Source organism: Nonomuraea sp. NPDC026600, assembly GCF_040638335.1.
Lineage (GTDB): Bacteria > Actinomycetota > Actinomycetes > Streptosporangiales > Streptosporangiaceae > Nonomuraea.
This window is the reverse complement of the sequence record NZ_JBEZYD010000029.1, coordinates 76,948-101,771: the sequence shown is the minus strand read 5'-3', so window position 1 is coordinate 101,771 and position 24,824 is coordinate 76,948. Positions and strand designations below refer to the sequence as shown.

The 24,824-nt window shown below is 70.6% G+C and carries 19 protein-coding genes; 3 read left to right on the top strand and 16 right to left on the bottom strand.

Annotated features, from left to right (window positions below; all coding sequences use genetic code 11):
- Positions 1-157: 157 nt before the first annotated feature.
- Entirely contained in the window at positions 158-1,150 is a 993-nt protein-coding gene (locus AB0F17_RS45710) for a sugar phosphate isomerase/epimerase (RefSeq protein ID WP_358036628.1), read from the bottom strand.
- A 34-nt stretch (positions 1,151-1,184) separates the two neighbouring features.
- Positions 1,185-2,384, bottom strand: coding sequence for a Gfo/Idh/MocA family oxidoreductase (locus tag AB0F17_RS45705; protein WP_358036626.1), 1,200 nt, complete (start codon positions 2,382-2,384; stop codon positions 1,185-1,187).
- 169 nt (positions 2,385-2,553) lie between these two features.
- On the opposite strand from AB0F17_RS45705, the gene AB0F17_RS45700 reads away from it, so the two are divergent.
- The gene (locus AB0F17_RS45700; RefSeq protein WP_358036624.1) at positions 2,554-3,588 is read left to right on the top strand and encodes a LacI family DNA-binding transcriptional regulator; all 1,035 of its coding nucleotides are present in this window, start codon (positions 2,554-2,556) and stop codon (positions 3,586-3,588) included.
- Positions 3,589-3,660: 72 nt separating this feature from the next.
- On the opposite strand, the gene AB0F17_RS45695 is transcribed toward AB0F17_RS45700, so the two are convergent.
- From AB0F17_RS45695 to AB0F17_RS45665, 7 genes are all read right to left on the bottom strand, one after another.
- Entirely contained in the window at positions 3,661-5,154 is a 1,494-nt protein-coding gene (locus AB0F17_RS45695; protein WP_358036622.1) for a CoA-acylating methylmalonate-semialdehyde dehydrogenase, read from the bottom strand.
- Positions 5,151-7,103 (bottom strand): 3D-(3,5/4)-trihydroxycyclohexane-1,2-dione acylhydrolase (decyclizing), encoded by a 1,953-nt coding sequence (iolD, locus tag AB0F17_RS45690; RefSeq protein WP_358036620.1) that lies wholly within the window; start codon positions 7,101-7,103, stop codon positions 5,151-5,153. Before iolD ends, AB0F17_RS45695 begins: the two co-directional genes overlap by 4 nt.
- Positions 7,100-7,996, bottom strand: coding sequence for a 5-deoxy-glucuronate isomerase (gene iolB / locus AB0F17_RS45685; protein ID WP_358036618.1), 897 nt, complete (start codon positions 7,994-7,996; stop codon positions 7,100-7,102). The genes iolD and iolB overlap by 4 nt, the downstream gene beginning before the upstream one ends.
- A complete protein-coding gene (locus AB0F17_RS45680; protein ID WP_358036616.1) occupies positions 7,993-8,895 on the bottom strand; it encodes a deoxyribose-phosphate aldolase in 903 nt (300 codons plus the stop codon). The genes iolB and AB0F17_RS45680 overlap by 4 nt, the downstream gene beginning before the upstream one ends.
- A complete protein-coding gene (gene iolC / locus AB0F17_RS45675) occupies positions 8,892-9,878 on the bottom strand; it encodes a 5-dehydro-2-deoxygluconokinase (RefSeq protein ID WP_358036614.1) in 987 nt (328 codons plus the stop codon). Before iolC ends, AB0F17_RS45680 begins: the two co-directional genes overlap by 4 nt.
- Positions 9,879-10,142: 264 nt before the next feature.
- Entirely contained in the window at positions 10,143-11,033 is an 891-nt protein-coding gene (locus AB0F17_RS45670) for an SDR family oxidoreductase (RefSeq protein ID WP_358036612.1), read from the bottom strand.
- Between the two features lie 2 nt (positions 11,034-11,035).
- The gene (locus tag AB0F17_RS45665; RefSeq protein ID WP_358036610.1) at positions 11,036-12,277 is read right to left on the bottom strand and encodes an MFS transporter; all 1,242 of its coding nucleotides are present in this window, start codon (positions 12,275-12,277) and stop codon (positions 11,036-11,038) included.
- An 80-nt stretch (positions 12,278-12,357) separates the two neighbouring features.
- Here AB0F17_RS45665 and AB0F17_RS45660 point away from each other — a divergent pair, with 80 nt between their 5' ends.
- Positions 12,358-13,257, top strand: coding sequence for a LysR family transcriptional regulator (locus AB0F17_RS45660; protein ID WP_358036608.1), 900 nt, complete (start codon positions 12,358-12,360; stop codon positions 13,255-13,257).
- Here the strand turns inward: AB0F17_RS45660 and AB0F17_RS45655 are convergent.
- From AB0F17_RS45655 to AB0F17_RS45630, 6 genes are all read right to left on the bottom strand, one after another.
- Positions 13,252-14,868 (bottom strand): tetratricopeptide repeat protein, encoded by a 1,617-nt coding sequence (locus AB0F17_RS45655; RefSeq protein ID WP_358036606.1) that lies wholly within the window; start codon positions 14,866-14,868, stop codon positions 13,252-13,254. The two genes, AB0F17_RS45660 and AB0F17_RS45655, sit on opposite strands and share 6 nt — an antisense overlap.
- A complete protein-coding gene (locus AB0F17_RS45650; protein WP_358036604.1) occupies positions 14,865-17,834 on the bottom strand; it encodes an amino acid adenylation domain-containing protein in 2,970 nt (989 codons plus the stop codon). Before AB0F17_RS45650 ends, AB0F17_RS45655 begins: the two co-directional genes overlap by 4 nt.
- A gap of 1 nt (position 17,835) precedes the next feature.
- Positions 17,836-19,659 carry an ABC transporter ATP-binding protein gene (locus AB0F17_RS45645; protein ID WP_358036602.1) on the bottom strand — a complete coding sequence of 608 codons (1,824 nt, stop codon included), beginning with the start codon at positions 19,657-19,659 and terminating at the stop codon, positions 17,836-17,838.
- The gene (locus AB0F17_RS45640) at positions 19,656-20,657 is read right to left on the bottom strand and encodes an MvdC/MvdD family ATP grasp protein (protein WP_358036600.1); all 1,002 of its coding nucleotides are present in this window, start codon (positions 20,655-20,657) and stop codon (positions 19,656-19,658) included. Before AB0F17_RS45640 ends, AB0F17_RS45645 begins: the two co-directional genes overlap by 4 nt.
- 78 nt (positions 20,658-20,735) lie before the next feature.
- Positions 20,736-21,128: a hypothetical protein gene (locus AB0F17_RS45635; RefSeq protein WP_358036598.1), complete on the bottom strand. Its 393-nt coding sequence runs from the start codon at positions 21,126-21,128 to the stop codon at positions 20,736-20,738.
- A gap of 203 nt (positions 21,129-21,331) precedes the next feature.
- Positions 21,332-22,864 carry a carboxylesterase family protein gene (locus AB0F17_RS45630; RefSeq protein ID WP_358036596.1) on the bottom strand — a complete coding sequence of 511 codons (1,533 nt, stop codon included), beginning with the start codon at positions 22,862-22,864 and terminating at the stop codon, positions 21,332-21,334.
- Positions 22,865-22,944: 80 nt separating this feature from the next.
- Here AB0F17_RS45630 and AB0F17_RS45625 point away from each other — a divergent pair, with 80 nt between their 5' ends.
- On the top strand, positions 22,945-23,553 hold the full coding sequence (locus AB0F17_RS45625; protein ID WP_358036594.1) for a TetR family transcriptional regulator: 609 nt from the start codon (positions 22,945-22,947) through the stop codon (positions 23,551-23,553).
- Here AB0F17_RS45625 and AB0F17_RS45620 read toward each other — a convergent pair whose 3' ends face one another.
- The gene (locus AB0F17_RS45620; protein ID WP_358036591.1) at positions 23,554-24,618 is read right to left on the bottom strand and encodes a LysR substrate-binding domain-containing protein; all 1,065 of its coding nucleotides are present in this window, start codon (positions 24,616-24,618) and stop codon (positions 23,554-23,556) included. It lies immediately after the preceding gene.
- Positions 24,619-24,824 lie beyond the last annotated feature (206 nt).

Below are 24,824 nucleotides of genomic sequence, written 5' to 3'. Positions count from 1 at the left end.
TGGCCGACCGGCGAGGCCGATCGCGGGCCTGAGTGCGCGCTCACGCGTTCACAGCGGGTCACGCCGATTCACGCGAAGCGGTCGGGGATGTGGCTTTGGTGGTGCCGATGTGACCGATGGTGCGGGCCGCTCGGTGTTCCCACGAGGGCCGTGCGGTCTAGCGGCCCGCGGCCTCGAGCAGGGTCTTGGCCGCGGCGGCCAGGCCCTCGAGCTGGTCGAGCTCCTGGTCCTCGTGCTCGATGTTCACGGCCATGTCCGGGTCCACCTTCTCCAGCGCCCGCAGGAAGGCGGTCCACCAGGTGACGTCGTGGCCGCGGCCGACGGCGACGAAGTCCCAGGAGGAGTTCTCCGGCCAGCGGGACAGGGTGTAGGGCCCGCCGAGGCCGACGGCGCCGGGCTCGTCCGGGTGGACCCGGCCGAATCGGTCGTCGAGGACGCCGTTCACCCGCGCCGCCGGGTTGATCCTGGTGTCCTTGGCCGCGGCGTTGTACACCAGCGAGCCGAGGTGGCCGATCGCCTCCACGGGGTCGATGCCCTGCCAGAACAGGTGGCTGGGGTCCATCTCGGCGCCGACGTGGGTCGCGTCGATCTCCTCGGCGAGCCGCTCCATCGTCGCCGGGTTGTAGACGACGTTGTGCGGGTGCATCTCGATGGCCACCTTGACGTCGAAGTGGGCCGCCCGCCACTGGACCGTCTTCCAGAACGGGATCGCGACCTCGTTCCACTGGTAGTCCCGTACGTCGAGGTAGGCGCTGTCCCAGGGCAGAACGTTCCAGGCCGGGTTGGTCCCGGTGGCGCTGGCGGCGGGCGTGCCCGACATGGCGACCACGCGATGGACGCCCAGGAGGGCGGCCAGCTCCAGCGACCGCAGGAGGTCGTTCGCGTGCTTCTCCCGCACGACGGGGTTCGGGTGCAGGGGGTTGCCGTTGCAGTTGAGCGCGGTGAGCGTGATCCCCTGCTCGGCGAAGAGCCCGAGGTAGTCCTGGCGGGCCTGCTCGCTGGCGAACAGCTCGTCGATCGGGAGGTGCGGCTCCGGGATGAACCCGCCGGAGTTGATCTCCGCGCTGTCCAGACCCATTCCCTTGAGAATGGCCAAGGCCTCGGGCAGCGGTTTGTCGTGCAGGCAGGCGGTGTAGGCGCCGAGCTTCATGGGTCCTCGTTTCTTCGCTGAAATGGCTGGTGGATCAGAGGGCGGACGCGGGTGAGGAGATCTTCACCTCGGCGCCGCCGTTGCGGGCCGACTCGGTGATGGCGGCGAGAAGCCGCAGGTTGTGCAGCCCGTGCTCGAACGAGGGCACCCTGGGCAGCCGGTCGAGCCCGGCCACCTGCTCCAGGAACGCCCGGGCCTGGAAGACGAACAGGTCGTTCTGGCCGTATCCGACCCCGGGGAAGTCCATGGGCAGGCCGCCGGTGAGGTAGGGGTGGTCCGGGCCGACGGCCACCTGCCGGTAGCCCTTGGTGGGCCCGTCCACCGCGCGGTCCATGTAGCCGAACTCGCCCGCCCGCAGCAGGTCGAAGGTCGCCGCGGCGTTCTCGGCGAACAGTTCGAAGCCGAGGGAGTTCGCCAGACCGAGCGCGACGCGGGAGGCGGACATGGTCGCCGTGGCCCCTGACTCGAAGGTCGCGGTGAAGGTGACCAGGTCCTCGTTCTCGACCGGCTCGCGCTCGTCGCTCAGCGTCGCCGCGGCGTGCCCGACCGCGGCGCCCAGCGGCAGCGCGCGCTCGGTGATGAACGTCGACAGCGTCGTCCCCCGGACGGACCGCATCGGGCCGCAGAGGAACTCGGCGAGGTCCACGAGGTGGCTGCCGATGTCGGCGAGCGCGCCCGAGCCCGGGCCGCCCTTGTAGCGCCAGCTCATCGGCCCCGAGGCGTCGGCGCCGTAGTCACACCAGTAGTGGCCGTTGAAGTGGATCGGCCGCCCCGTCGACCCGTCGTCGACCAGCCGCTTGACCGCCGCGATCGCGGGCGAACGGCGGAAGGTGAAGCCGACCCCCGTCTGCAGCTCCGGCCTGGCCTGGGCCGCGGCGACCATGGCCGCGGCCTCCTCGAGGGTCGGCGCGAAAGGCTTCTCGCACAGGACGTGCTTGCCCGCCGCCAGGAGCCCCTCGACGACTTCCCGGTGCAGATGATTGGCGACCACCACGCTCACGACGTCGATGTCGGGGGCTTCGGCGACGGCCTGCCAGGACGTCTCCGCTCGCGTGTACCCGAACCGGCGCGCGGTCTCCCGCGCGAAGTGCTCGTTCACGTCGGCGATCGCCACCAGCCGCACGTCGGGAAGACCCGAGTCGTACGTCGTCGTGGCGCTGCGATAGCCGGCGGCGTGCGATCTGCCGGCCATCCCGGCACCGATGACGGCGACGCCGATGTGGTCGTTGGGCATGCCAGCTCCTTGGATCATGGGCGTAACTGAATAGGGGCGTCCGCATCGCGTAAACCGCCCGCACAGCCGGTTTGGAAACCGGTTTAAGTGAATGCGCCGAGCATGCGACTTGTTACAGGCATATGTCAAGGGTTTGTGCTGACAAAGCCTTCGGCATTATGGTGACCGCATGGCCGACCACACCGCTCCGACACCGCCCCGGCCAGGGCGCCGCCGGCCCACGATCCTTGATGTCGCCACCGCCGCGGGCGTGTCCAAAGGCCTGGTCTCGAAGGTGCTCAGCGGCTCGGCGGGACCGAGCGCCGCCACGACCAAGCGCGTCCTGGCCGTCGCCGAGCGCCTGGGATATCGCAAGGACAGGAACGCCACGCTCCTCGCCAAAAGGCGGACGCGGCTCATCGGCGTGACCATTCTGCCGAGCAACGTCTACCACGGGGAGCTCGCCGAGGAGATCCAGTCGACGGTCGACGCCGCCGGGTACGAGACCGTGCTGGGGGCCATGACCGCCACCCACGACGAGCGGCGCGCCATCGAGACGCTCATCGACTTCCGGTGCGAGGCGCTCCTGCTGCTGGGGCCGACGATGCCCGAGGCCGAGCTGGCCGCCCTCATCGAGGACGTCCCGACGGTCTGCGTGGGACGCCCGCTCAACCTGCCGAACGTGGACGTGGTCCGCGCCGACGACCAGCAGGGCATCTCCGACGTGGTCGATCACCTGGTGGCGCTCGGCCACCGGCGCATCGCGCACGTCGACGGCGGATCGGGGCACATCTCCGCCGTCCGGCGGGGCGCCTACCAGGCCGCCGTGCAACGCCACGGGCTCGAGGCCGTCGTCCTGCCCGGTGGGCTCACCGAGCGTCACGGGGCGGAGGCGCTGCGGCACCTCGACTCCGGCGCGGGCGTCACCGCCATCGTCGCGTTCAACGACCGCACCGCGCTGGGGCTGATCGAGGCGCTGGAGAGCGGGGGCCGCAGCGTACCGGCCGACGTGTCGGTGGCCGGCTTCGACGACAGCCTCATGGCGCGGCACCCCCGCATGGCCCTCACGACCGTGAGCCAGTTACCGCTGGAGCAGGCCCGGCTCGCCGTCCGGGCGGCCATAGACCGGCTGGACGGCGCACATCAGGAACGCCGCGAGATCCTGCTTCCCACACGTCTGATCGTCCGTGGCAGCACCGGCCTTTCCCCGCGGACCGCCGGATGACGTAATGGTTTCCGGGAATTCGGATTTACCCTTTAATGAGAGATCCTTGTCCTTTCTTTTCGCGATGGGCGGTCAGTCGTTCTGCGGGAAACCGAGATTGAGCCCGCCGTGCGAAGGGTCGAGCCAGCGGGAGGTGACGACCTTGCCACGGGTGAAGAAGTGCACGCCCTCGGTGCCGTGCGCGTGGGTGTCCCCGAACAGACTGTTCTTCCAGCCGCCGAAGGAGTAATACGACACCGGCACCGGGATGGGCACGTTGATGCCCACCATGCCGACCTCCACCTCGTTCTGGAAGCGCCGCGCCGCCCCGCCGTCGTTGGTGAAGATGGCCGTGCCGTTGCCGTACGGGTTGGCGTTGATGAGGGCCAGGCCCTCGTCGTAGGACCGCACGCGGACCACGGACAGCACCGGGCCGAAGATCTCGTCGCGGTAGATGGACATGTCGGGGGTGACGTCGTCGAACAGCGTGGGCCCGAGCCAGAAGCCGTCCTCGCCGCCGTCGAAGTCCCCCGCGCGGCCGTCCACGACGAGCGTCGCGCCCGCGGCGCTGCCTTCCTCGACGTACCCGGCCACCTTGTCGCGGTGCTGGCGGGTGACCAGCGGGCCCATGTCGCAGCCCCGGGTGCCGTCGCCGGTGCGCAGCTTGCGCATCCGGTCCTTGATCTTCTCGACGAGCTCGTCGGCGATGGTGTCGACCGCGACGAGCGCCGAGATCGCCATGCAGCGTTCGCCGGCCGATCCGAAGCCGGCGTTGACGGCGGCGTCGGCGGTGAGATCGAGGTCGGCGTCGGGCAGGACGAGCATGTGGTTCTTGGCGCCGCCGAGGGCCTGCACCCGCTTGCCGTGCGCGGTGCCGGTCTCGTAGACGTAGCGGGCGATCGGGGTGGAGCCGACGAACGAGACGGCCCGCACGTCCGGATGGGTGAGCAGGGCGTCCACGGCCTCCTTGTCGCCGTGCACGACGTTCAGGACCCCGTCGGGCAGGCCGGCCTCGGTCCACAGGCGGGCCATGGCGACGGCCGCCGAGGGGTCCTTCTCGGAGGGCTTGAGTATCACCGCGTTGCCGCAGGCGATGGCGATCGGGACGAACCACAGCGGCACCATCGCCGGGAAGTTGAACGGCGAGATCACGGCCACGACACCGAGCGGCTGCCGGATGGAGTACACGTCGACCCGGGTGGAGACGTTCTCACTGAACCCGCCCTTGAGCAGGTGCGGGATGCCGCACGCGAACTCGGCGACCTCCAGCCCCCGGGTGACCTCGCCGAGCGCGTCGTCGAGGACCTTGCCGTGCTCGGCGGTGATCAGCGCGGCGATCTCGTGCTTGCGCGCGTGCAGCAGCTCGCGGAACGCGAACAGCACCTGGGCGCGCTTGGCCAGCGAGGTCTCGGACCAGCCGGTCCAGGCCGCCTTGGCCGTGGCGACGGCCTGGCCGACGAGGTCGGCGGAGGCCAGGTCGACGCGGCCGGTGAGGGCGCCGGTCGCGGGGTTGTGCACGTCACCGGCGCGCTCGGAAGTGCCTTCCCAGGAACGGCCGCCTATGAGGTGGGTGATGCGGGTGGTCAACGTACTGGTCCTTCCGGGTCGCGGGGTGTCGGGGCCACGTGGGGGCGTTGCGCGGCCTTGTGCGTCGTGTAGCGCTCGTAGGCGCGGCGGGTGGTGCCGAGCTCGCTGACCTGGCTGACCGGGACGTCCCACCAGGACTCGCTGTCCGGGGCGTGCACCATCGGGTCGGTCTCGACGTGGATGACGACGGGGCCGCCGTCCGCCGGGGCGGCCTTGGCGTCCTTGATCGCCTGTTCGAGCTCCCGCCGGTCGCGCACCTCGATGACGGTGGCGCCGAAGCTGCGGGCGCTGGCGGCCAGATCGACCGGCAGCCGGTCACCCTCCAGCCGGCCGGTGGCCTCGTCGCGGAAGCGGTAGCTGGTGCCGAAGCGCTGCGAACCGAGCTCCTCCGACAGCGAGCCGATGGAGTGGAAGCCGTGGTTCTGGACCAGGACGACGATGATCTTGATGCGTTCCTGGACGGCGGTGACCAACTCGGTCGGCATCATCAGGTACGAGCCGTCGCCCACCATGACGAAGACGTCCCGGCCCGGGTCCGCCAGCCGGACGCCGATGCCGCCCGGGATCTCGTAGCCCATGCAGGAGTAGCCGTACTCGACGTGGTAGGCCTTGCGGTCGCGTACCCGCCACAGCTTGTGCAGGTCGCCGGGCATGGAGCCGGCCGCGCACACCACCACGTCCGCGGGGTCGGACAGCTCGTTGACGCTGCCGAGCACGGTGCCCTGGGTGAGCACGCCGTCGGCGAGCGCGCCGGTGACCTCCGGGGGCGGGTTGTAGGCCGCCTCCACCTTGTCGTCCCACTCGTGCCACAGCCGGGCCTGCCGTTCCCGGCAGGCCGGGTCCACGTGGTGCCCGTCCAGCGCCTGGGTGAGCGCGGTCAGGGTCTCGCGGGCGTCGGCCACGACCGACAGGCCGGCCAGCTTGCCGGCGTCGAAGCGCGCGACGTTGATATTGACGAAGCGCACGCCCGCGTCCTGGAAGGCGGTGCGCGAGGCGGTGGTGAAGTCGCTGTAGCGGGTGCCGATCCCGATCACCAGGTCGGCCTGCCTGGCCAGCGCGTTGGCGGCGGTGGTGCCCGTCGAGCCGACGGCGCCCATCGCCTGCGGGTGGCCGTGCGGCAGCGCGCCCTTGCCGGCCTGGCTCTCCCCCACCGGGATGCCGGTCGCCTCGCAGAACGCGCGCAGGGCGTCCTCGGCGCCGGAGTAGTGCACCCCGCCGCCCGCCACGACGAACGGCCGCCGGGCCGCCGCGATCAGCGCCGCGGCCTCGGCGAGGTCGGCGGTCTCCGGCAGTGGCCGGCCCACTCGCCAGACCCGCGGGGCGAAGAGCTCCACCGGCCAGTCGAACGCCTCCGCCTGCACGTCCTGCGGCAGCACGATCGTCACCGCCCCCGTCTCCACGGGGTCGGTCAGCACCCGCATGGCGGCGAGCAGCGCCGAGGGCAGTTGCTCGGGCCGGTTGACCCGGTCGAAGAAGCGCGACAGCGGGCGGAAGGCGTCGTTGACGGTGACGTCCGCCGCGTACGGCGCCTCCAGCTCCTGCAGCACCGGCCCCGCCACCCGCGTCGCGAACGTGCCCGAGGGCAGCAACAGCACCGGCAGCCGGTTGATGGTGGCCAGCGCCGCCCCGGTGAGCATGTTGGTCGAGCCGGGGCCGACGGACGCCGTGCAGACCCAGGTCTGGAGGCGATCCTTCTGGCGGGCGTAGGCCACGGCCGTGTGCACCATCGCCTGCTCGTTGCGGGCCAGCACGTACGGCAGGCGGTCCGGATGGTCGTCGGCGAGCTCGTCCTGCAGCAGCGCCTGGCCGAGCCCGGCGACGTTGCCGTGGCCGAAGATGCCGAAGCACCCGGCGAACAGCTTCTGCCGCCGCCCGTCGCGTTCGCTCCACTGGGCGGCCAGGAAGCGCACGACGGCCTGGCTGACGGTCAGGCGTACCGTGCCGGTCATCGGGTTCCTCCCGGCTGCTCGGCCCACGTCCGGCGGATCCAGGCGTGGGCGGGGTCGTCGCAGATGAGCCAGGCCCGGGTGGCGCCGGGGCCGGCCATCACGTTGAGGTAGTACAGGTCGTAGCCGGGCGGGGCCATCGCGGGGCCGTGCCACCCGTGCGGGACGAGGACGACGTCGCCGGTGCGGACCTCGGCGAGGACGTCGATGGGGCGTTCGGTGGTGCCGTACACGCGCTGGTAGCCGACGGGGTCCGCGCCGTCGGGGGCGTCCGGCCGGGCCTCGACCTCGAAGTAATAGATCTCCTCCAGCTCGGTCTCCAGGCCGTCGCGCTCCTCGTCGTGCTTGTGCGGCGGGTAGGAGCTCCAGTTGCCGGCGGGTGTGATCACTTCGCAGGCGATGATCGAGTCGGCGTCGAGCACCTGCGGGATCCCGAAGTTCCGCACCTGGCGCGCGGCCGCGCCGGCGCCGCGGTGCTCGACGGGGACGTCGGCCGCGGCCAGGTGCCGGAACGGCGGCGGCTCGGTGCGTTCTGCGGCCTTGGCTCCGCAGAGCGCGATCTTCGCCGGGCGCTCGCCGGCGGTCACCGTGAGGGCGGCGTCTCTGGGAACGTAGGCGACGTCGGTGGGCCCGGCGAACACGCTGTCGCGTCCGGCCAGCCGGGCCTTGTGGTGCCGTCCCGCGTGGTCGACGGCCGTGACGTCGGCGCCGCCCCGCAGGGGCACCACGATGACCTCGCTGTCCCCGGTGTCCAGCTCCACCCGCTCGAACGGCGCCAGCGTGGCCACGCGCAGGCTCGTGCGGGCCCACCCGGGCACGGCGTCGGTGATCGACACCTGGAAGGGCCCGTCGGCGGCCGTGCCGTACGGCCGGACCCAGCGTTCGTTGTCGTTCATGAACCGCCTCCGTGTACGAGCCCCGCGGCGAGGTCCACCGCCGCGGCCACGTCACCGTCGGGCGGGAACAGCAGCGCCCTGCCCACGACCAGTCCCCGCACGGCGGGCAGCCGCAGGGCGCTCCCCCACTTGGCGTAGGTCTCGTCGGGGTGGCCACCGGGGTCGCCGCCCAGCAGCAGGGTCGGCAGGGTCGTGGCGTCCATGACCCGCTCCAGCTCCTCGACCACGGGCAGCTTCAGCCAGGTGTGCTGGCTGGTGGCGCCGAGCCCGGCGGCGATGTGGACGGAGGTGATGGTCGAGTCGGGGTCGAGCAGGTTGTGCACCCTGCCCTCGCGGCGGACCGACAGGAACGGCTCCACCATCGCCATGACGCCGTGCGCGCCCAGCTCGCTGACCGCCCGGCCGCCGGCCTCCAGCGTGGCGGCCGTGCCGGGATCGTCGAGGCAGATCCGGGTGAGCATCTTGCCGCCCTCCAGGCCGCGGGCGACGATCTCCGCCGCGGTGTAGGCGGTGAAGCGATCGTCCAGCTCGAAGACCGCGCCCTGCAGACCGCCCCGGTTCATCGAGCCGATCGCGACCTTGTTCTCCAACGCCCCCAGCAGCAGCAGGTCGTCCAGGATGTCGGGGGTGCCGAGCACGCCGTCCACACCGGGGCGCGACAGCGCCGTCGTCAGGCGCTCCAGCAGGTTGCTGCGCGAGGCCATCGCCCTGGCGTCCGCGCGGACGCCGAGCGCGCCGCGGGCCGGGTGGTCGGCGGCCACGATGAGCAGCCTGCCGTCCGCGCCCACCAGGTCGCGCCGCCGGCGGGCGGCCCAGCCTTCGGCGATCCGGCGCGGTTCGCGTACCCGGATCTCGGTCAGATCGGCGATGCCGGGGCGACTCGGCGTCTGGATCGTCATCGTCCGTCCTCTTCAGTGTTCGGCATGGTGCTCTTCAGCTCCGCGCTCTTCAGTACCGCCTCGACCTCGGCCTCCGTCGGCATCGCGTCAGCGCATTCGAGCCGGCCGGCGACGATCGCGCCCGCCACGTTCGCGAAGCGCAGGATGCGAGTCAGGTCCCAGCCGGACAGCAGGCCGTGGACCAGCGCGCCGCCGAAGGCGTCGCCTGCTCCGAGCCCGTTGACGACCGTCACCGGGAAGGGCGGCACCTCGACGCGCTCGTCCGCGGTCGCGGCGAGCACCCCCTTGGGTCCCTGCTTCACGATGGCCAGCTCCACGCCCCGCTCCAGCAGGGCGTCCGCCGCCCGCCGCGGGTCGGCCTCCCCGACCGCGACCTCGCACTCCTCCCGGTTGCCGACCGCCACCGTGACGTGCTCCAGCGCCTGGCTCACCTGCGCGCCCGCCTCGCCCGGGTCCGGCCAGAACATCGGCCGGTAGTCGAGATCGAGCACGGTGTGCGCGCGGCGGCCGCGGGCCCGCCAGGCGGCGAAGTGCGCCGAGCGCGACGGCTCCTGCGACAGCCCCGTGACGGTGGCCCAGAAGACCCCGGCCTCGCGCACGGCGTCGATCGGAACCTCCTCCGGCTCGATCAGCAGGTCGGGCGCGATCGGATAGCGGTAGAAGTACAGCGGGAAATGGTCCGGGGGGAAGATCTCGCAGAACGTCACCGGGGTCGGCGGCCCGTCGACCTCACCGGCGAAGACGTCGTCCACGCCGAAGCCGCGCAGCTCCCGCCGGACGAAGTGGCCGAAGGGGTCCCGCCCGGTACGCGTGATGATCGCCGCGCGGCGTCCGTGCCGGGCCGCGGCCACCGCGACGTTGGTCGCGCTGCCGCCCAGGAACTTGCCGAACCGTTCCACGTCCTCCAGGCCGACGCCGTGGTCGAGCGGGTAGATGTCCACCCCGCACCGGCCCATGGACACCAGGTCGTATGACTGCGCCATCGCTTACGCCCCCGCCGCGCGCGCCCAGGCGAGCCGGTGCCCGGCGCTCGGATGGAGTGCGGCCACCGGCGGGGTGGACGGAGTGGTCATGGCTGCTCGATCCCTTCGATCACGAAAAGCGGTACGGGCCCTCGACAGATCGCCCGGCTCCACAACACCAGCGCGCCGCGGTCCGCCCCAGGTCAAGATGGTCGGCGATGATATTCAGCCTGCCTTGCCGATAGACCCTGCGTCAAGACTTTGTCCTGACATCTTAGCGTACTGTCATATTGAGGGAAGGTGCCTCAGCGTGAAGGCCGCGGCGTGGTCGCGGGCGAAGTCGGCGAGGTCGCGTGGGGGGTGGCCGAGGAGGCCGGCGACCGTATCGGTGGTGAGATCTCCCCAGCCGGAGGCATACGCCCGCGCGTACTCCTCGAGCATGTCGACGATCCAGGCCGGGACGCCGTAGCCGAGCAGGGTCTTGCGCTTGGCGTCGTCGCTGACCGGCAGGTACGTGATGGACCTGCCGAGAGCGTGACCCAACTGGTCGGCGACCTCGTCGAACGTCAGCGAGCGCGGCCCGGTGAGGGTGTACGTCTCGCCGTGGTGGCGGTCCGGGTCGTCGAGGAGCACGCGGGCGGCGCACTCGGCGATGTCGCGGACGTCGATCATGCCGATCCGCGCCGAGGCCAGGTTCAGCGAGAACGTGCCGGTGGCGGAGATGTCGCCCGCCTCGTTCAGCAGGTTCTGCATGAACCAGTGGGGGCGCAGGATCGTCCAGCGCAGGCCGCACCGTTCGGTCTCCCGGTCGGACAGCGCGTGCAGTCTGCCGCTGCGGTTCGGCGCGTCGTGGGCCGCGCCGACGACGGACAAGCGCACGACGCGCTCCACACCGGCCTGGCGTGCGGCCCACACGGCGTTCATGTTGTGCTCCGGAGCGCGCGGGCCGTTCGGGGTGAGCAGCCACAGGTCCTGCACGCCCTCGAAGGCGGGCGGCAGCGAGCGGGCGTCATCGAGGTCGCCGACGACGACTTCGGCGCCCCGCTCGCGAAGGCCGTCCGCTCTGGACTCTTCGCGGACGAGAGCACGGAGGTCCACTTCGGCCCCGTCCAGCGCCTTCATCAGTGCGGTGGACACGGTTCCGGTGGCTCCGGTGATCAGTACGGTTCGTGACACGCTCATTCTCCTGTGGTGGTGACGGGGATTCGGACCAGGGGCTTCCGTGCCGCCCGGTTGACGGTGACGCGCTCCAGGACCCACAGCACGACGGTGCCGGCCGAGAGGATGGCGCCCAGGACGCACACGCCGCTCCAGCCGCCGTTCACCCAGACCACCGACGTCAGCGCGGAGCCCACCGCGCCGCCGAGGAACAAGGAGGTCATGAAGGCGGAGTTGATCCGGTTGCGGGCCTCGGGCCGGAGCACGTAGAGGACGTTCTGGCTGCTGTTGAGCAGCGCCTGATGCGCCAGGTCCAGCACGATCACGCCGACGAGCAGCCAGACCAGCGAGCGTGCCCCCGCCGCGATCGCCGACCAGGAGAGCAGCAGCAGGACCGTCCCGCCGCCGGTCACCCTCTGGACGTGCCCGCGGTCGGCCAGCCGCCCCGCCACCGTGGCGGTCAGCGCGCCCACGACACCGACCAGGCCGAACAGGCCGATGGCCGACTCCGACCAGCCGTACGGCGAGCGCGCCAGCAGGAAGGTCAGCGCCGTCCACAGCACGCTGAACGAGGCCAGGCTCAGCGCGCCGATGCCTGACCGCCACCGCAGCAACGGCTCGTACCGGAACATCGCCACCGTCGAGCGCAGCAGCCCCAGGTAGGACAGGTGCCGGCCGTCGCCACCGAGCCGGGGCAGGAAGACCCGCAGCAGCACGGCCATCACCGCCATCAGGACCGCGTGCACCCAGTAGATCGTCCGCCAGCCGCCCAGCTCCGACAGCACTCCGGACGCGGTCCGCGCCAGCAACAGGCCGAGCATCAGCCCGGTCATCACCGTGCCGACCACCCGGCCGCGCTCGGCCGGGTCGGCCAGCGTCGCCGCGAACGGCACCACCACCTGCGCTCCCACCGAGGTCAGCGCGGTCAGCGCCGTACTGGCCAAGAGCACCATGCCGTTGGCGGCGGAGGCCGACACCAGCAGAAGCACCGCGGTCGCCGCGTAGAGCGAGACCGCCAGCCGCCGCCGCTCCACCAGATCGCCGAGCGGCACCAGCAGGATCAGCCCCAGCGCGTACCCGCTCTGCGCTGCGGTCACCACCAGCGCCGCCGACGATGGCCCGACCCCCAGTTCCCGGCCGATCAGGTCGAGCAGCGGCTGCGCGAAGTAGTTTCCCGCGACCGCCAGCCCGGTCGCCGTCGACATGAGCAGCAGCAGCCCGCGCGACAGGCCGCCGTCCATGTGAGGTCTCGTCGTCATCATGCGCCCAGCCTCGACGACAGACGATCAATGAGTCCAACACATGTTTGTCATCGACAACGATCGTGTATCACGATTGATCCATGGAGCTCCAGCAAATGCGCTACGTCGTCGCCGTCGCGGAGACGAACAACTTCACCCGCGCCGCCGAACAGTGCCTGGTCGTCCAGTCCGCGCTGAGCCACCAGATCGCCCGCCTGGAACGTGAGCTGGGCGCCAAACTGTTCGACCGCACCAGCCGCCGTGTCCGGCTGACCCCCGCCGGCGAGGCGTTCCTCCCCGCGGCCCGCCAGGCCCTCGACGCCGCCGAACGAGCCCGCGCCGAGGTGGCCGCCGTCGCCGGCGAGATCCGCGGCCGGCTCGCCATCGGCGCCATCCCCACGGTCGCGGCGATCGATCTGCCGACCGCGCTGAAGCGCTTCCACCTGCGGCATCGGCAGGTGCGGATCAGCCTCCGCTCGGGCGCCAGCGAAGAGCTGATCGAACGGGTACGACAGGGCACCCTGGACGTCGCCTTCCTGGGGCTGCCCGTGGGCGTACGACCCAAGGGCGTTCGCGGCCACGAACTGGCGCGCGGCGACCTCGTCGCCGTCGTCGCGCCCGGTCACCCCCTGGCGGACGAGGAACGCGTGGACCTGCACCAGCTGTCGGACGAACCGTTCGTCGACTTCCCCCCGGGCACCGCCGCGCGGGCCCAGTCGGACGAGGCGTTCACAGCGGCCGCGGTCCGGCGCGAGGTCGCCTTCGAGGTGACGACCGTGGACTTCATGGCTCGCCTGATCCGGCAGGGCCTGGGCATCGGGATGCTGCCCGCCGCCTTCGTGTCCGAGCTCCCCGACCTGCCCGTCCTCCAGCTACGCGACGCCCCCGCCCGCATGGAGCACCTCATCTGGAGCAGCTTCCCGCCATCCCCCGCCGCCGCGGCGTTCCTGTCCGCCCTCGGCATCTCGGCAGCGGAAGCCTCAAGACCGCCGGGCTCATGACTTCAGGTGATCGACGCCCTCCCCCGCGATCGTGGTGAAGGATTCCGCGCCGAGTTGGCTTCGTTGCTGCCTCAACCACTCCTCGTCGACATCGACGGGCAGTCCGAGTCTGCTGTGCAGGAGCAGCGCTTGAAGGGTGTGGGGCACGGCCTCGCGGGGACGGGCGCTCGTGGTCAGGAGCCCCCCGAGTTGCTGGTGACAGTCGGCCATGCCGGCGAGGTCGCCGATCCGGTCGAAGGCGGCCAGCGCCGCCCGGGTGCCGGCAATGGCTTGGGAGTGATTTCCCTGTAACCATTCGCTCATGCCAATCTCGTAGTGGCAGACCGCCGCAGCCGCCGCGTCACCGACCTGCTGGAATTCCCTGGCCGCCAGGTCGAGGTGGGTTTTCGAATCAGTCAGCTGACCGAGCTGCTGCCGGCAGCGTGCCAGGTTCAGGGTGTCGCCGAGACGTTCGAAGTCCTTGAGCGCCGTCCGCAGCTGGGCGATGGCTTCGCCGGAGTCTCCAGCGGCATGCGCCAGCTGGGCGAGTCGCTGTCGGCAGCGGGCCACGTTCAACGTGTCGCCGAGACGTTCGAAGTCTGTGAGCGCCTGCCGCTCCAGATCTGCCGCCTGTACGGAGTCGCCTCTCGCGGAAGCGATCCGGCTCAGCTCTCGCCGGCCGGCGGCGACTCGGCTTCGCTCGCCCAGGCTGTCGAAGATGGCCATGGCCTCCAACGTCAAGGCTCTCGCGTGATCCAGCCGGCCTTCGGCTTCGGCGAGCATGCCGAGTTGGTGCAGGCTCCTGGCACGTCCCGCTTCGTCCTGCCACTCGTCGAAGAGCGCTTGGGCCTGGAGATAAAGGGCCCGGGCGGATTCGTGATCCTGCCGCTGCTGTGCGCTCAACCCCAGCTCCCAGAGCAGGTCAGCGGCCTCACGGCTGCCGCACTCGACGTCGTCGTACGCCTCGCGCAGGATGTGCTCGCGCCAGGACACCGCACCGTGGCGATTCAGCACCCGAACCGCTGACATCGTCACCTGATACGCCCGCGCGGAATCACCCGCTCGGGCGAACCGGTACCGGGCCTCCAGCAGGGCGGCGACGGTAGGCCAAGGCGTGTCGGCGGCTTGCGCCACGCGCGTCCAGCGTTCGGCGACGGCCAGGTGGGCTTCGGGAGGTGGTACGACGCGGGGGCCGGTCTTGGCAGCGGCTCGCACACGCCGCTGCGGCAGCCGCGCTCCCGCCAGCCGGAAGGCATGGCGGCTGGCGATGACGACAGGGCCGTGCCAGCGATCGAGGAACTGCTCCAGTTCCTGATCGGCTATCACGTGGCGGCGGCCGGCGGACGGTTTGAGGTTACGTTCGAAGCCGGTCAGCAGCAGAACGTGGCATCCGGCCGCCGCGGCGACAGCCAAGCGCGGCTGCCAGGGGTGGCGCATGTTGCGAAGAAAGGCGGCGACGTCGGCTGATCGGCCCGGAGCGCTTGCCATTGACGCCAGCAGTTCGTCGGGGCTGGTCCGGCCCTGGACGGTCATGAACCCGCCCCCGTCGCTCACCTGATCGGCGAGGCGCCGGGCCGACCGGGCGTTCCGGCCGCTGTCGGGTCCGTGAACGATGATGACGTCCGCACTCACCTACCGGCCTCCAAAGACGACCGGAGCGCCTCGAACGATTGCCGCATGGCCTCCCCCAGGCCCTCGATGTCGTCTCGCCGGTGGAGGGATCGGGCGTACTCCACGGTCAACACCAGGCTTCCGCCGGTCAGCAGAGCCGTGATGTAGAGCTGATAAGGCCGGTTGATCCGTGGATCAACCGGCTCACCCGTAGGCCCGGGAACCGGGCGGAACGGATTCGACGCGCCGCGCTGCCCTAGGGCGTCTAAAGCCCGTCCGAAGTACCCGAAACCCACCTCGATGGGAAGAGGCAGTCCCAGCAACTGATAGCCGAGTCCGCGATCGGCCACCTTCGCGAGGCGGTCCTGGACCATCTTGAGTTTCCCGTCCCACGAGCGCCGCTCGCCGAGGGCCAGGCGCACCGGGTACCGCAGCGTCAGCCAGCCGACGGTCCGCGACAGATCGATGTCGTTGAAGGGCTCGGCCGTGCGGCCGTGGTCCTCTACCGTGATCAGCACGTCACGGCGGGCCGACCAGTCACATAGCGCTCCGCCCACGACCGCCAGGACCGCCGAGTGGAGAGAGGCGCCGTGGGCTTCGACCAGCTTGGTGAAATGCTCCGTCTCGTGCGGCGGAATCTCCGATGACAGTGAGTCGGCATCACGGAAGGTGCCGGTGGCGGCTGCCGGTGAGCCCTTTGGCGTACGGCAGATCTCTTCCCAGAAGGCGCGCTGGTGCAAGGGGACGCCGCTGCGGGAGTAGCCGTCGATCGCGCGCGCCCACTCGCCGAGAGTGGCTCCTGTGCGGCGGGGGATCGCCGCGCCGACGTACGCCGCGTTCAGATCGTCGATGACGACCGGCCAGGACGCGATGTCGACCGCGAGGCGGTGCACCGCCAGAAGCGCGCGTCCCTGGACGATTCCCGCCCGCAACAGCGGCCCCTTTTCCACGTCCAGGCCGGCCTGAACGGCTTGGCTGGTCGTGTCGTCCAGCAGGAGGTCGTCACACGGCTCGAAGTCGCCGATCTCGACGCGCCCGCCGTCGACTCTCAGCCTGAACGCTTCGTGGTGCCTGACCAGCGCGTTGAGCGCGGCCCGTAGGGCACCGCGGTCGAGGGGGTCCGGCAGGGACAGCAGCATGGCCTGGTTGTAGTGGTTCCGGAATTCAGTGACTGATCCCAGGAACCATTTGATGATCGGGATGCTGTCCAGGCCTCCGCCCTCGTCGGGCGGCTCCGGCGGCACATCATGGCTCGCACGGTGGTGACGTGCGGCGACGGCGAGTGCCGCGATCGTCGGATGCTGGAACAGGAGCCGGGTGGGGAAGCCGAGGCCCTCGGCCCCGGCTCGGCTCGCGACCCGCATCGCGAGGAAGGAATCGCCGCCGAGCGCGAAGAAGTCGTCGCGTACGCTTACCCGCTCGACGCCCAGGATCTCTCCGACGATCGCCGCCAGCAGCCGCTCGTCCTCCGTGGCCGGGGGGATGGACGGGCGATCGCCGGTCAGGACCGGTGCGGGAAGCAGCACGGTGTCGAGTTTCCCGTTCGCGGTCAACGGCAGACGGGCGAGCTCGACGAAGGCGCTGGGCACCAGCCAGGACGGGAGCCGCTCGGTCACGTGTCGCCGCGCGTCGCGGGCCGAGCCGACCAGGTACGCGACCAGCCTCCTATCGCGGGCGATCACGGCAGCGGCCGACACGCCGGGGCAGGCCAGGAGTACGGCTTCCACTTCGCGGGGCTCCACGCGATGGCCGTAGATCTTGATCTGGTCGTCGTTGCGGCCCAGGATGTCCAGGTTCCCATCGGCGAGCAGCCTGCCCAGATCTCCGGTGCGGTAGGCCAGGCGTCCCGGATGAAGAGGATGGGGGACGAAGCGCTGACCGGTCAGCGCAGAATCGGCACAGTAGCCCAGTGCCAACCCCGACCCGCCGATCCAGATCTCTCCTACCTCGCCCGCGACCGCGACGCTCCCGTCCTCGTGCACGATGCCGACGTCGGTGCCGCGAAGGGGCGTCCCGATGGGAACATTCGGCGTATCGGCGCGGGGCTCGGAGGACGTGGTGAACGTCGTGGCGAACGTGGTGGACTCGGTGGGACCGTAGCAGTTCGTGATCCGCAGGCCAGGGTGGCACCGGTGCGCGGCGACGATGTGGGCGCGCGACAACGGCTCTCCGCCGGTCAGCAGGTGGCGCAGCGTGCCCAGCGCCTCCGGCTTGGCCGTGATGACCTCATTGGCCAGCGACGACGTCAACCACGCGGTGGACGCCCCGTACCGGCCGATGGTGTCGCCGATCTCCGCCGGTCCCAGCGGTCCCGGCGGCGCTACGGCGACGCACGCCCCTCGCGCCAGCGTGGCCCAGATCTCGAAGAGGGAGGCGTCGAAAGCCAGCGGGGCGAACTGCGGGACAACGTCCCCGGGCCCGAAATCGTCGAGTTGCGGCACTCCGTACGCGAGCCGGTGGACGGCCCGGTGCGTGATCAACGCCCCCTTGGGCTCACCGGTCGTGCCCGATGTGAACATGACGCAGGCCGGGCGGTCCGGGTCCGCCGCGCTCGCAGGCGGGCTGGGAGCCGGGTGCTCGGCCGCGTCGATCGAGATGACGGGCAGATCGAGCCCGTACGCCTCCTCCTGCCCCACGACGGCGACCGACGAGGCCGCTCGCAGCATGGCCCGCCGGCGAAGCGGCGGAGCATCGGGATCCAGCGGCAGATAGGCGCAGCCGGCCCGCCAGATTCCGAGCAGAGCGATCACCGTGCGGGGCGAGCGGGGCGACAAAACTCCCACGACGTCTCCCGGCCACCGCGGTCCTCGACGATGCAAGATCGTGGCGAAGGCGTCGGCGCGGCGGTCGAGCTCCCGATACGAGATCGCGCCTTCCTCGCCGACGATCGCGGGCGCTTCGGGGGTGCTGCGGGCCCATTGCCGGATCAGGTGGTCGATCGGCTCGGCGGCCGGAGCCGGATCTCCGGTCAGCCACGCGCTTCGCATATCAAGGCCCTCCCACAGCGGTGTGGTCGGCCGGGGCGCCGACGTCGCGATATCCCTTCGCCTGCATGGTGAAGAGCTCGGCGTACATTCCGGCTTGTCGCATCAGGTCAAGGTGCGAGCCCTCTTCTACGATCCGGCCCTGTTCGAGGACGTAGATCCGGTCCGCGTGGCGGACGTTCGAGAACCGGTGAGAGATGATCAGCGCCGTCCGCCCGCCCAGGCTGGCTCGCAGGTTCGCGAACAACTCGTACTCTCGCCGTGGATCCAGCGCCGCGGCGGGTTCGTCGAGAATGACCAGGCTGGATCGCCGGAACAGGGTTCGCCCCAGCGCGAGCCGCTGCCACTGGCCGCGTGACAGGTCGGTCCCGCCGATGAACTCCGGTCCCAGGATCGTGTCGTAGCCGGCGGGAAGCCTGTCGATGACGCCGTCGGCACCGGCCGCGCGGGCGGCGCGCCGGATGGCGTCTCCGTCGTCCATCGAGACGCTGTCGCCGAAGCCGATGTTGTCCCGGGCCGATACGAGATACTGGCCGAAGTCCTGGAAGAGAACCGAGGCCGACGGAGCGGTCTCGGCACCGTGGGCGTCCAACCACGCCAAGGATCCCGTCGACGGCTCGTACAACCCGCACAGCAGCTTGACCAGGGTCGTCTTGCCCGATCCGTTCTCACCGACGACGGCCACGACGCCACCCGCGGGGATCCGCATGGATACCTCGCGCAGCACGCGCCCCGAACCCGGGTAGCCGAAGGACACCCGGTCGACGACGATCTCCGCGAATCCGGAAGCGGACGGCGCCGCCGCACGCCGGCTCGCGAGCGGAACCGGCAGCCTGGCGAACTCCGCATAGTCGGTCAGGTAGAGCGAGGACTCCTTGAGCATCCCGGCAGCCCTGCCGACCTGACTCAGTTTCACGCTCAGCACGGCAAGGGCCGCGATGGCGAGAGCCGCCTCGGTGAGGCTCAACTCGCGCCGCGCGCTCAGCCAGGTGACCAGGCCCAAGCTGATCCCCACGCAGGCGGCCGCCGCTCCCGCCGCCGCCACCGCCCGCGCGATGTGGCGCCGGGCGAACCGGCGCAGCTCGTGAAGCCTCTCCCGATGCATGCGCTGGTGCCGTCCGAGCAGAAAGGACCCGAGCTGGAACGCCCGGATCTCCTTGGCGTGTTCCCGGCTGCGCAGGACCGAGCCGAGATATTCACGCTCTCGATCTCGCGGTGTGAAGCCGTACAGGAAATCGAAGAATTCGCGCCCTCGTTTCGAGGAGAGCAGCCCCGCCGGGACGGCGATGGGGAGGATCGCGGCCCCCAACCACGGGTTGATGAGGAACAGGGCGGCCATCGCGCCCAGCGCGGTGACCGCGGACGACAACAGGGAGAAGGCGTTCTGCAGCAGGATGACCGGCTGGCCGGTCCCCATGTCCACGCGTTTCAGCCGGTTGTGAAAATCCGGGTCGTCGAAGGCGGAAAGCTCGACTTCCGTGCTGATGCGGAGGACGTGCCGCTCGACGAACCGTCCGACGGTCTCGCCCAGGATGAACTCACGCTCGCGCAGCACGGCGTTGACGAGGGTGTCTCCGCCGAACAGCAGGGCCGCGGCCAGGATCCAGGGCGCCAGTTGCGCGGCCGGCGGAGGGCCGGCGGCCCCCCGCGTCACCGTGTCGAGCAAATGGCCCGCCACCAGCAGCTGCAGAGCCAGAATCCCGCTCTGGGCACCGGTCAAGAGCAGGGGACCGCACATCATCCATCGCGAAGCCCGCCACGTGAGGACGACTGTGTCGACAACGATCAGCCCGATGCCTCGTCGCTTGGCGGCCGGCGCGACGTTCACCCCGTCTTACCCGCCGCGAGGTAGTCGGCCATGGTCTTCACCAGTCCGAGCCCGGCGATCTCGTCGTCCAGCCAGGCGAACTGGCCGGAGGGGTTCACCTCGAAGAAGTAATACTCTCCCGCCTCGGTCACCGCCATGTCGACGGCGCCGTAATTGAGCCGGAGTGCGCCCATGAGCCTGCCCAGCGCGGCTTCCACCTGGCCGGGCAGCGTAGCGAGTGTCCACGTCGCGTCTGATTCCACCGAACCCCGCCAGTCGGTCGCCGCCGGACTGCCATCGGCAGGCGTCGTGTCCACGCGAACCGTGGTCACCGAATCGCCGATGACCGTGATCCGCAGGTCGTACGCCTTGTCCACCCGCCTCTGATAGATGCCGGGCGCGTAGCGGGCCCGTTGCAGGAGCTCATCCGGCAGGCTGGTGACGTCACTGGTCAGCAGGCCGCCGGGCCAGCCGCCCGGGTCTTCGATCAGACCGCTGTTGAGCGCCTTATAGATCATCCGACCGTCGCACTGCTCATAGAACGCGCGGACGCGAGCGGGATCGTTGCTGATCAGCGTGTCGGGGATGCGCAGCCCGAGTTCCTGGGCCAGGCGCAGTTGAAAGGGCTTGTAATCCGCGCGCGCCTCGTGGTCGGGTCTGTTCACCCAGAGGGTGGGCAGGCCGAGCATGATGCCGCCCACGGCGTGCCGGCTCTCGCTGAGGGCGAATTCCCGGTGCGGAGCCGACAGGAAATCAGCTGCTCGGAAATCCGTGGGCCGCCGGTACCAGATGGAGCGGACCGTTTCGAGGTCGAGCCTGCGCTCCGCGTACTTGTAGTCCGTCAGCTCTGTGAGCCAGCCGGACCCGGTACTGGCGTAGGAAAGACACGAATCCACCGGGAAATAACTCGTGTCATAGCGGAAGACTTCCACGTCCTCCCGCTGACTTAATACCTTGACGACGCAGTCGGCGGTCACGTCGAACTCTTGCGTGAGGATCATGACGGTGGAACGAGGCATGAGAATCGCTCCTCTGCTCTGTCTAAGGGGGCAAGGAAACCGGGCGTGCCCTCGCGGGCAGGCCCGGTCCGTCGGCGATCAGCAGGCCGAGTCGTTCCTGGAGTCGAACTTGGAGTCCGGCGAGCAGTTGTAGACCGTGCCGGTCATGAACTGAGTCGGCAGCCAGATGTTGCTCATGTCGATCCGCTGGTGCGAGGTGCCCCAGATCTGGGCGTCAGGATCGTACTTCTGCTTGCCTACGCCTTCCAGCACCTGCGTCTCCACGACGAGCAGGTCCGGGCCGAACACGGTTTGGAAGGCATAGCCAAAGGGCTTGGCCTGGTCCGGCAGCGCCGCGTATTCCTGGCGGAGGTCGGCTATTTCTTCGATCGTACGGTGCTCCTCGAAATCGAGGAAGGAGCGGCCGAGGCGGAAGGGCAGATGGTACAGCTCTTTCCTGGCCCGCTCTTTGATGGTGAGGTCGTATGCCATCAAGCAATCTCCTCTTGAGGTCCGAATGAACCTGGCGACTTTCCAGGTCGGCCACCGACGGCCTCAGCGTAGGATTTGCCTCCGTCCTGGCAATCAGTCTGCGGTTGGATATCCGGGTACACTTTTGCCGTACGATGCCGGGCCTGCGAGAGTGGTCGCCGGTTGTCCCATACCGCAGAAGTTGACCTCGATGCACGCTCCGCTCAGCCGGTCAGCAGGGGAAGGGTCTCGAAGACGTGCTCCTGCCACAAGCGGCGTGACGTCTCCTCGGGGTAGGCGGTGACCGCCCCGGGCGTGTCGAAGATCCGGGTCAGGCGCTGCCGGGAGTCGTACGCGGGCCAGCCGGGGGTGCCCGAGGTGGCGAAGGCGGTCCAGGCCGTGCGGATCTGGGTCGTCAGGTCGCGGGCCTCGGCGGTGTGTTCGGGGCCGATGGCCACCGGGCCCAGGTGGGCGTCGTAGGTGCCGAACAGCAGCGGGCCGTCCAGGCCGTGGCAGGCGCGCATCATTCCGCCGTTGCCCGGGGACTGCCAGGTCAGCTCGTACAGGTACGCCCGCCCGCCCCCTGCGGTGTGCGCGTCGGCCAGGTGCAGCGTCGGCATGCGGAACAGCCAGTCGTTCTGGACGACTTCGTACAGTTCCTCGGCGGAGGCGTCCGGGAACGCCGCGCGGTAGGCCCGTTCGCCGTCCTCGCCGGGGCCGAAGAGGCGCAGCGCCTCCGCCGCCTGCTCCTCGGTGATCTTGCCGAGCTGCCCGGAGAGGAGGAGGAACGTGCGGCACTCGTCGCGGGTGTGACCGACGATCAGGTCCACGTCCCGTCCCGCGCCGCCGGCCAGCGCCTGCCAGGGTGCGGCCGGCAGCACCTCGCCGTCGACGACCGGGGAGAAGAGGGACAGCGTGTGCGCGAATGCGCCCCAGCGGTCCTCGTACTGCCGCATCTTCGACTCCAGCGCCTGCCCGACCTCCGGCAGTCGCCGTGGATCCACTCCCGACAGCTCCCTGGCCGTCGGGCGCAGGCCGGCCTCGGCGGCGAGGGCCGTGGCGACGTCCCGGGCCAGGGCGTCGGAGAAGAACGTGCCCGGTACGCTCTGCGCGACGGCCCGCTGGAACAGCCCCGCCGCGCTCGGCATGGCCATCAGCGCGACGATGGACCCGGCACCGGCCGAGTCACCGGCCACGGTCACCTGGCCGGGATCGCCACCGAACGCCGTGATGTTCTCCCGCACCCACTCCAGGGCGGCGACCTGGTCGAGCAGGCCCCGGTTGGCGGGCGCGCCGTCGATGCGGGCGAAGCCCTCGATGCCGAGGCGGTAGTTCAGCGACACGAACACCACGTCGCCGTCGCGGGCGATGTGCTGGGCGTCGTAGCCGGGGCTGCCGGAGAAGCCGAGCTTGTAGGCGCCGCCGTGGATCCACACCATCACCGGACGGCGGGCGGCCGGGTCGGGGTCGGGCGTCCAGACGTTGACCGTCAGCCAGTCGTCGCCCGTGTCCATGAGGAACCCGCCGCCGCCCCGGCCGGCCATGCTCGCGTCCTGCGGGGCGGGCGGACCGAAGGCGTACGCCTCCCGCACGCCGTCCCAGCCGCGCACGGGCCGCGGCGCCTGGAAGCGAGCCTCCCCGATCGGGGGTTCGGCGAACGGTATGCCGCGGAAGACGACCAGGCCGTCCTCCGTGCGGCCGCGCACCACACCGGCGGTGGTACGGACTTCGGGCTCGGGGAACTCGAGTGCGGACATCGGCGGCTCCTTGCTCCGGACACGTCAGGCGAGTGACTTAACAGTTGTCTATTTTTTAACACGTGTCTAGTGTTCGGGGTATGCAGGATCGACAAGACCGCCGGGTGCTCCGCTCCCGTGCCGCCCTCATGGCCGCCGCCGTACGCCTGGTCTCCGAGCGTGGCACCACCGCGCTGCCCATCACCGACCTCGCCGACGCCGCGGACGTCAGCCGGCAACTGGTCTACCTGCAGTTCGGCGACCGTGACGCGCTCCTCGTGGCGGCCGCGGCCGACCTGGTCGAACGGGAGCTCATGCCCGAGGTCGGGGACGGCGGCGCATCGCGGCGCGCGCGCACGCTGGCGATGGCCCGGCACTTCGCCCGGCACCGATCCTTCTACCGCGCGATGCTCACCGGATCGTGTGCCTTCCTCATGACCCGGGCCCTGAACAGGCTGTTCGGCTCGCTCATCACCATGGCCGGCGTGCGGGAGCTGTTCGGCGACCTCGACGACGCCACGGTGCGGGACTTCGCGACGCTGATCACGGGCGGGACCGGCGCGATCGTCAACGACTGGCTGATCGACGCCGACGACCCCCTCGACCCCGAGGAACTGGCGGACCGCCTGCTACGCCTCTCGACGGTGTTCAGTGGCGCCCACCCCACCCTCGCCCCCGCTGAGCCCGGGACCCGCCCGTCACTGCCGTGATCAGGTGGCCGCCCGCTGCGGCACTCCCGTCTCCGTGTGAGCGGCTTCCGCGACCGCCGCGGCCGTGCGGACGAAGGCGGCGACGGCCGCCGAGCGCGCGTCCTGCGGCCAGGCGACGGCCAGCGTGATCGGCTCAAGGTCGTCGACGGCGCGGTAGGCGATCTCGGGCCGCGGGTAGATTCGTGCGATCGAGGCGGGGAGGAAGCAGACGAAGCTTCCCAGCTCGACCAGCTTCAAGATCTGCGTCATGTCCGTGGCGCTCTGCCCGGACGCGGTCACGAGCCCGCGCTGCGTCGACTGCGACCGCTCCCCGTCGCTCTGGGCGATGGCGACGTACGGCCGCTCACCATCACTCTGGGCGATGGCGACGTACGGCCGCTCACTGACGCACTTGGCGATGGCGGCGTACGGCCGCTCACTGTCGCTCTGGGCGACGGCGGCGTACGGCGACGGGAAGCCGCCCTGGTCGGCGGGGACTCCGCTGGGGAGCTTGCGGCCGGTGAGGTCGGCCAGGCGCAGGTGTGACCGGGCGGCCAGCGGATCGGCCGCCGCCAGGGCGACCAGGCGGGGCTCGGTCAGCAGCGGCTGGTGGTCCAGGCCGCGCTCGTCGAAGGGGCCGCTCACCAGCGCGACGTCGGCCCGGCCGTCGCGCAGCGCCGGCGCCTGCTCTCCCCGTCCGCCGAGCACCAACTCCACCGCGAGCGCCGCTTCCTCGCCGTGGTAGGCGGAGAGGATCCGCGGCAGCAGCCCGGCGTCATGGTCGGCCTTGAGCGCGAGTCGCAGCCGCGGCTCGGACCGGCCCGCGTGCCGGGCGCGCCGGCCGGCCGCGATGATCGCGTCGAGGGCGGTCCGCGCGTCCCGCAAGAAGACCTCGCCCGCCGTGGTGAGCGCGACGTGACGTGTGGTGCGCTCAAGCAACCGCACGCCCACGCGGCGCTCCAGCGTCCGGATCGCCCGGGACAGCGGGGGCTGCGCCATGCCCAGCCGCTCGGCCGCCCGCCCGAAGTGCAGCTCCTCCGCGACCGCCACGAAGTAGCGGAGCTGCCGCACCTCGAGATCATTCATATCCGCAAGGGTATCAATGGTGATCCAATCGGTCCTTCAGGTTCACCGCCGGGCCGAGTTGACTGAGCCGTGCGGTCCCGCCGACAGGCTGGGCCGCCCGCCGACGACCGGTCTGGTCGCATCGGCACACTCCCCCGCCTCGAACAATCCGTCATGGAGATTCTGTGATCGTTATTACGGCTCCTGCCTGCCCGATCGGCCGGCAG

What these genes read in the sequence shown, in the direction of transcription:
- iolC (WP_358036614.1), bottom strand. Translation starts at nt 9,878, where the DNA reads ATGGCGCAGTCATACGACCTGGTGTCCATGGGCCGGTGCGGGGTGGAC.
- AB0F17_RS45680 (WP_358036616.1), bottom strand. Translation starts at nt 8,895, where the DNA reads ATGACGATCCAGACGCCGAGTCGCCCCGGCATCGCCGATCTGACCGAG.
- AB0F17_RS45660 (WP_358036608.1), top strand. Translation starts at nt 12,358, where the DNA reads ATGGAGCTCCAGCAAATGCGCTACGTCGTCGCCGTCGCGGAGACGAAC.
- AB0F17_RS45635 (WP_358036598.1), bottom strand. Translation starts at nt 21,128, where the DNA reads ATGGCATACGACCTCACCATCAAAGAGCGGGCCAGGAAAGAGCTGTAC.
- iolB (WP_358036618.1), bottom strand. Translation starts at nt 7,996, where the DNA reads ATGAACGACAACGAACGCTGGGTCCGGCCGTACGGCACGGCCGCCGAC.
- AB0F17_RS45630 (WP_358036596.1), bottom strand. Translation starts at nt 22,864, where the DNA reads ATGTCCGCACTCGAGTTCCCCGAGCCCGAAGTCCGTACCACCGCCGGT.
- AB0F17_RS45705 (WP_358036626.1), bottom strand. Translation starts at nt 2,384, where the DNA reads ATGCCCAACGACCACATCGGCGTCGCCGTCATCGGTGCCGGGATGGCC.
- AB0F17_RS45650 (WP_358036604.1), bottom strand. Translation starts at nt 17,834, where the DNA reads ATGCGAAGCGCGTGGCTGACCGGAGATCCGGCTCCGGCCGCCGAGCCG.
- AB0F17_RS45625 (WP_358036594.1), top strand. Translation starts at nt 22,945, where the DNA reads ATGCAGGATCGACAAGACCGCCGGGTGCTCCGCTCCCGTGCCGCCCTC.
- AB0F17_RS45640 (WP_358036600.1), bottom strand. Translation starts at nt 20,657, where the DNA reads ATGCCTCGTTCCACCGTCATGATCCTCACGCAAGAGTTCGACGTGACC.
- AB0F17_RS45700 (WP_358036624.1), top strand. Translation starts at nt 2,554, where the DNA reads ATGGCCGACCACACCGCTCCGACACCGCCCCGGCCAGGGCGCCGCCGG.
- AB0F17_RS45620 (WP_358036591.1), bottom strand. Translation starts at nt 24,618, where the DNA reads ATGAATGATCTCGAGGTGCGGCAGCTCCGCTACTTCGTGGCGGTCGCG.
- iolD (WP_358036620.1), bottom strand. Translation starts at nt 7,103, where the DNA reads ATGACCGGCACGGTACGCCTGACCGTCAGCCAGGCCGTCGTGCGCTTC.
- AB0F17_RS45665 (WP_358036610.1), bottom strand. Translation starts at nt 12,277, where the DNA reads ATGATGACGACGAGACCTCACATGGACGGCGGCCTGTCGCGCGGGCTG.
- AB0F17_RS45710 (WP_358036628.1), bottom strand. Translation starts at nt 1,150, where the DNA reads ATGAAGCTCGGCGCCTACACCGCCTGCCTGCACGACAAACCGCTGCCC.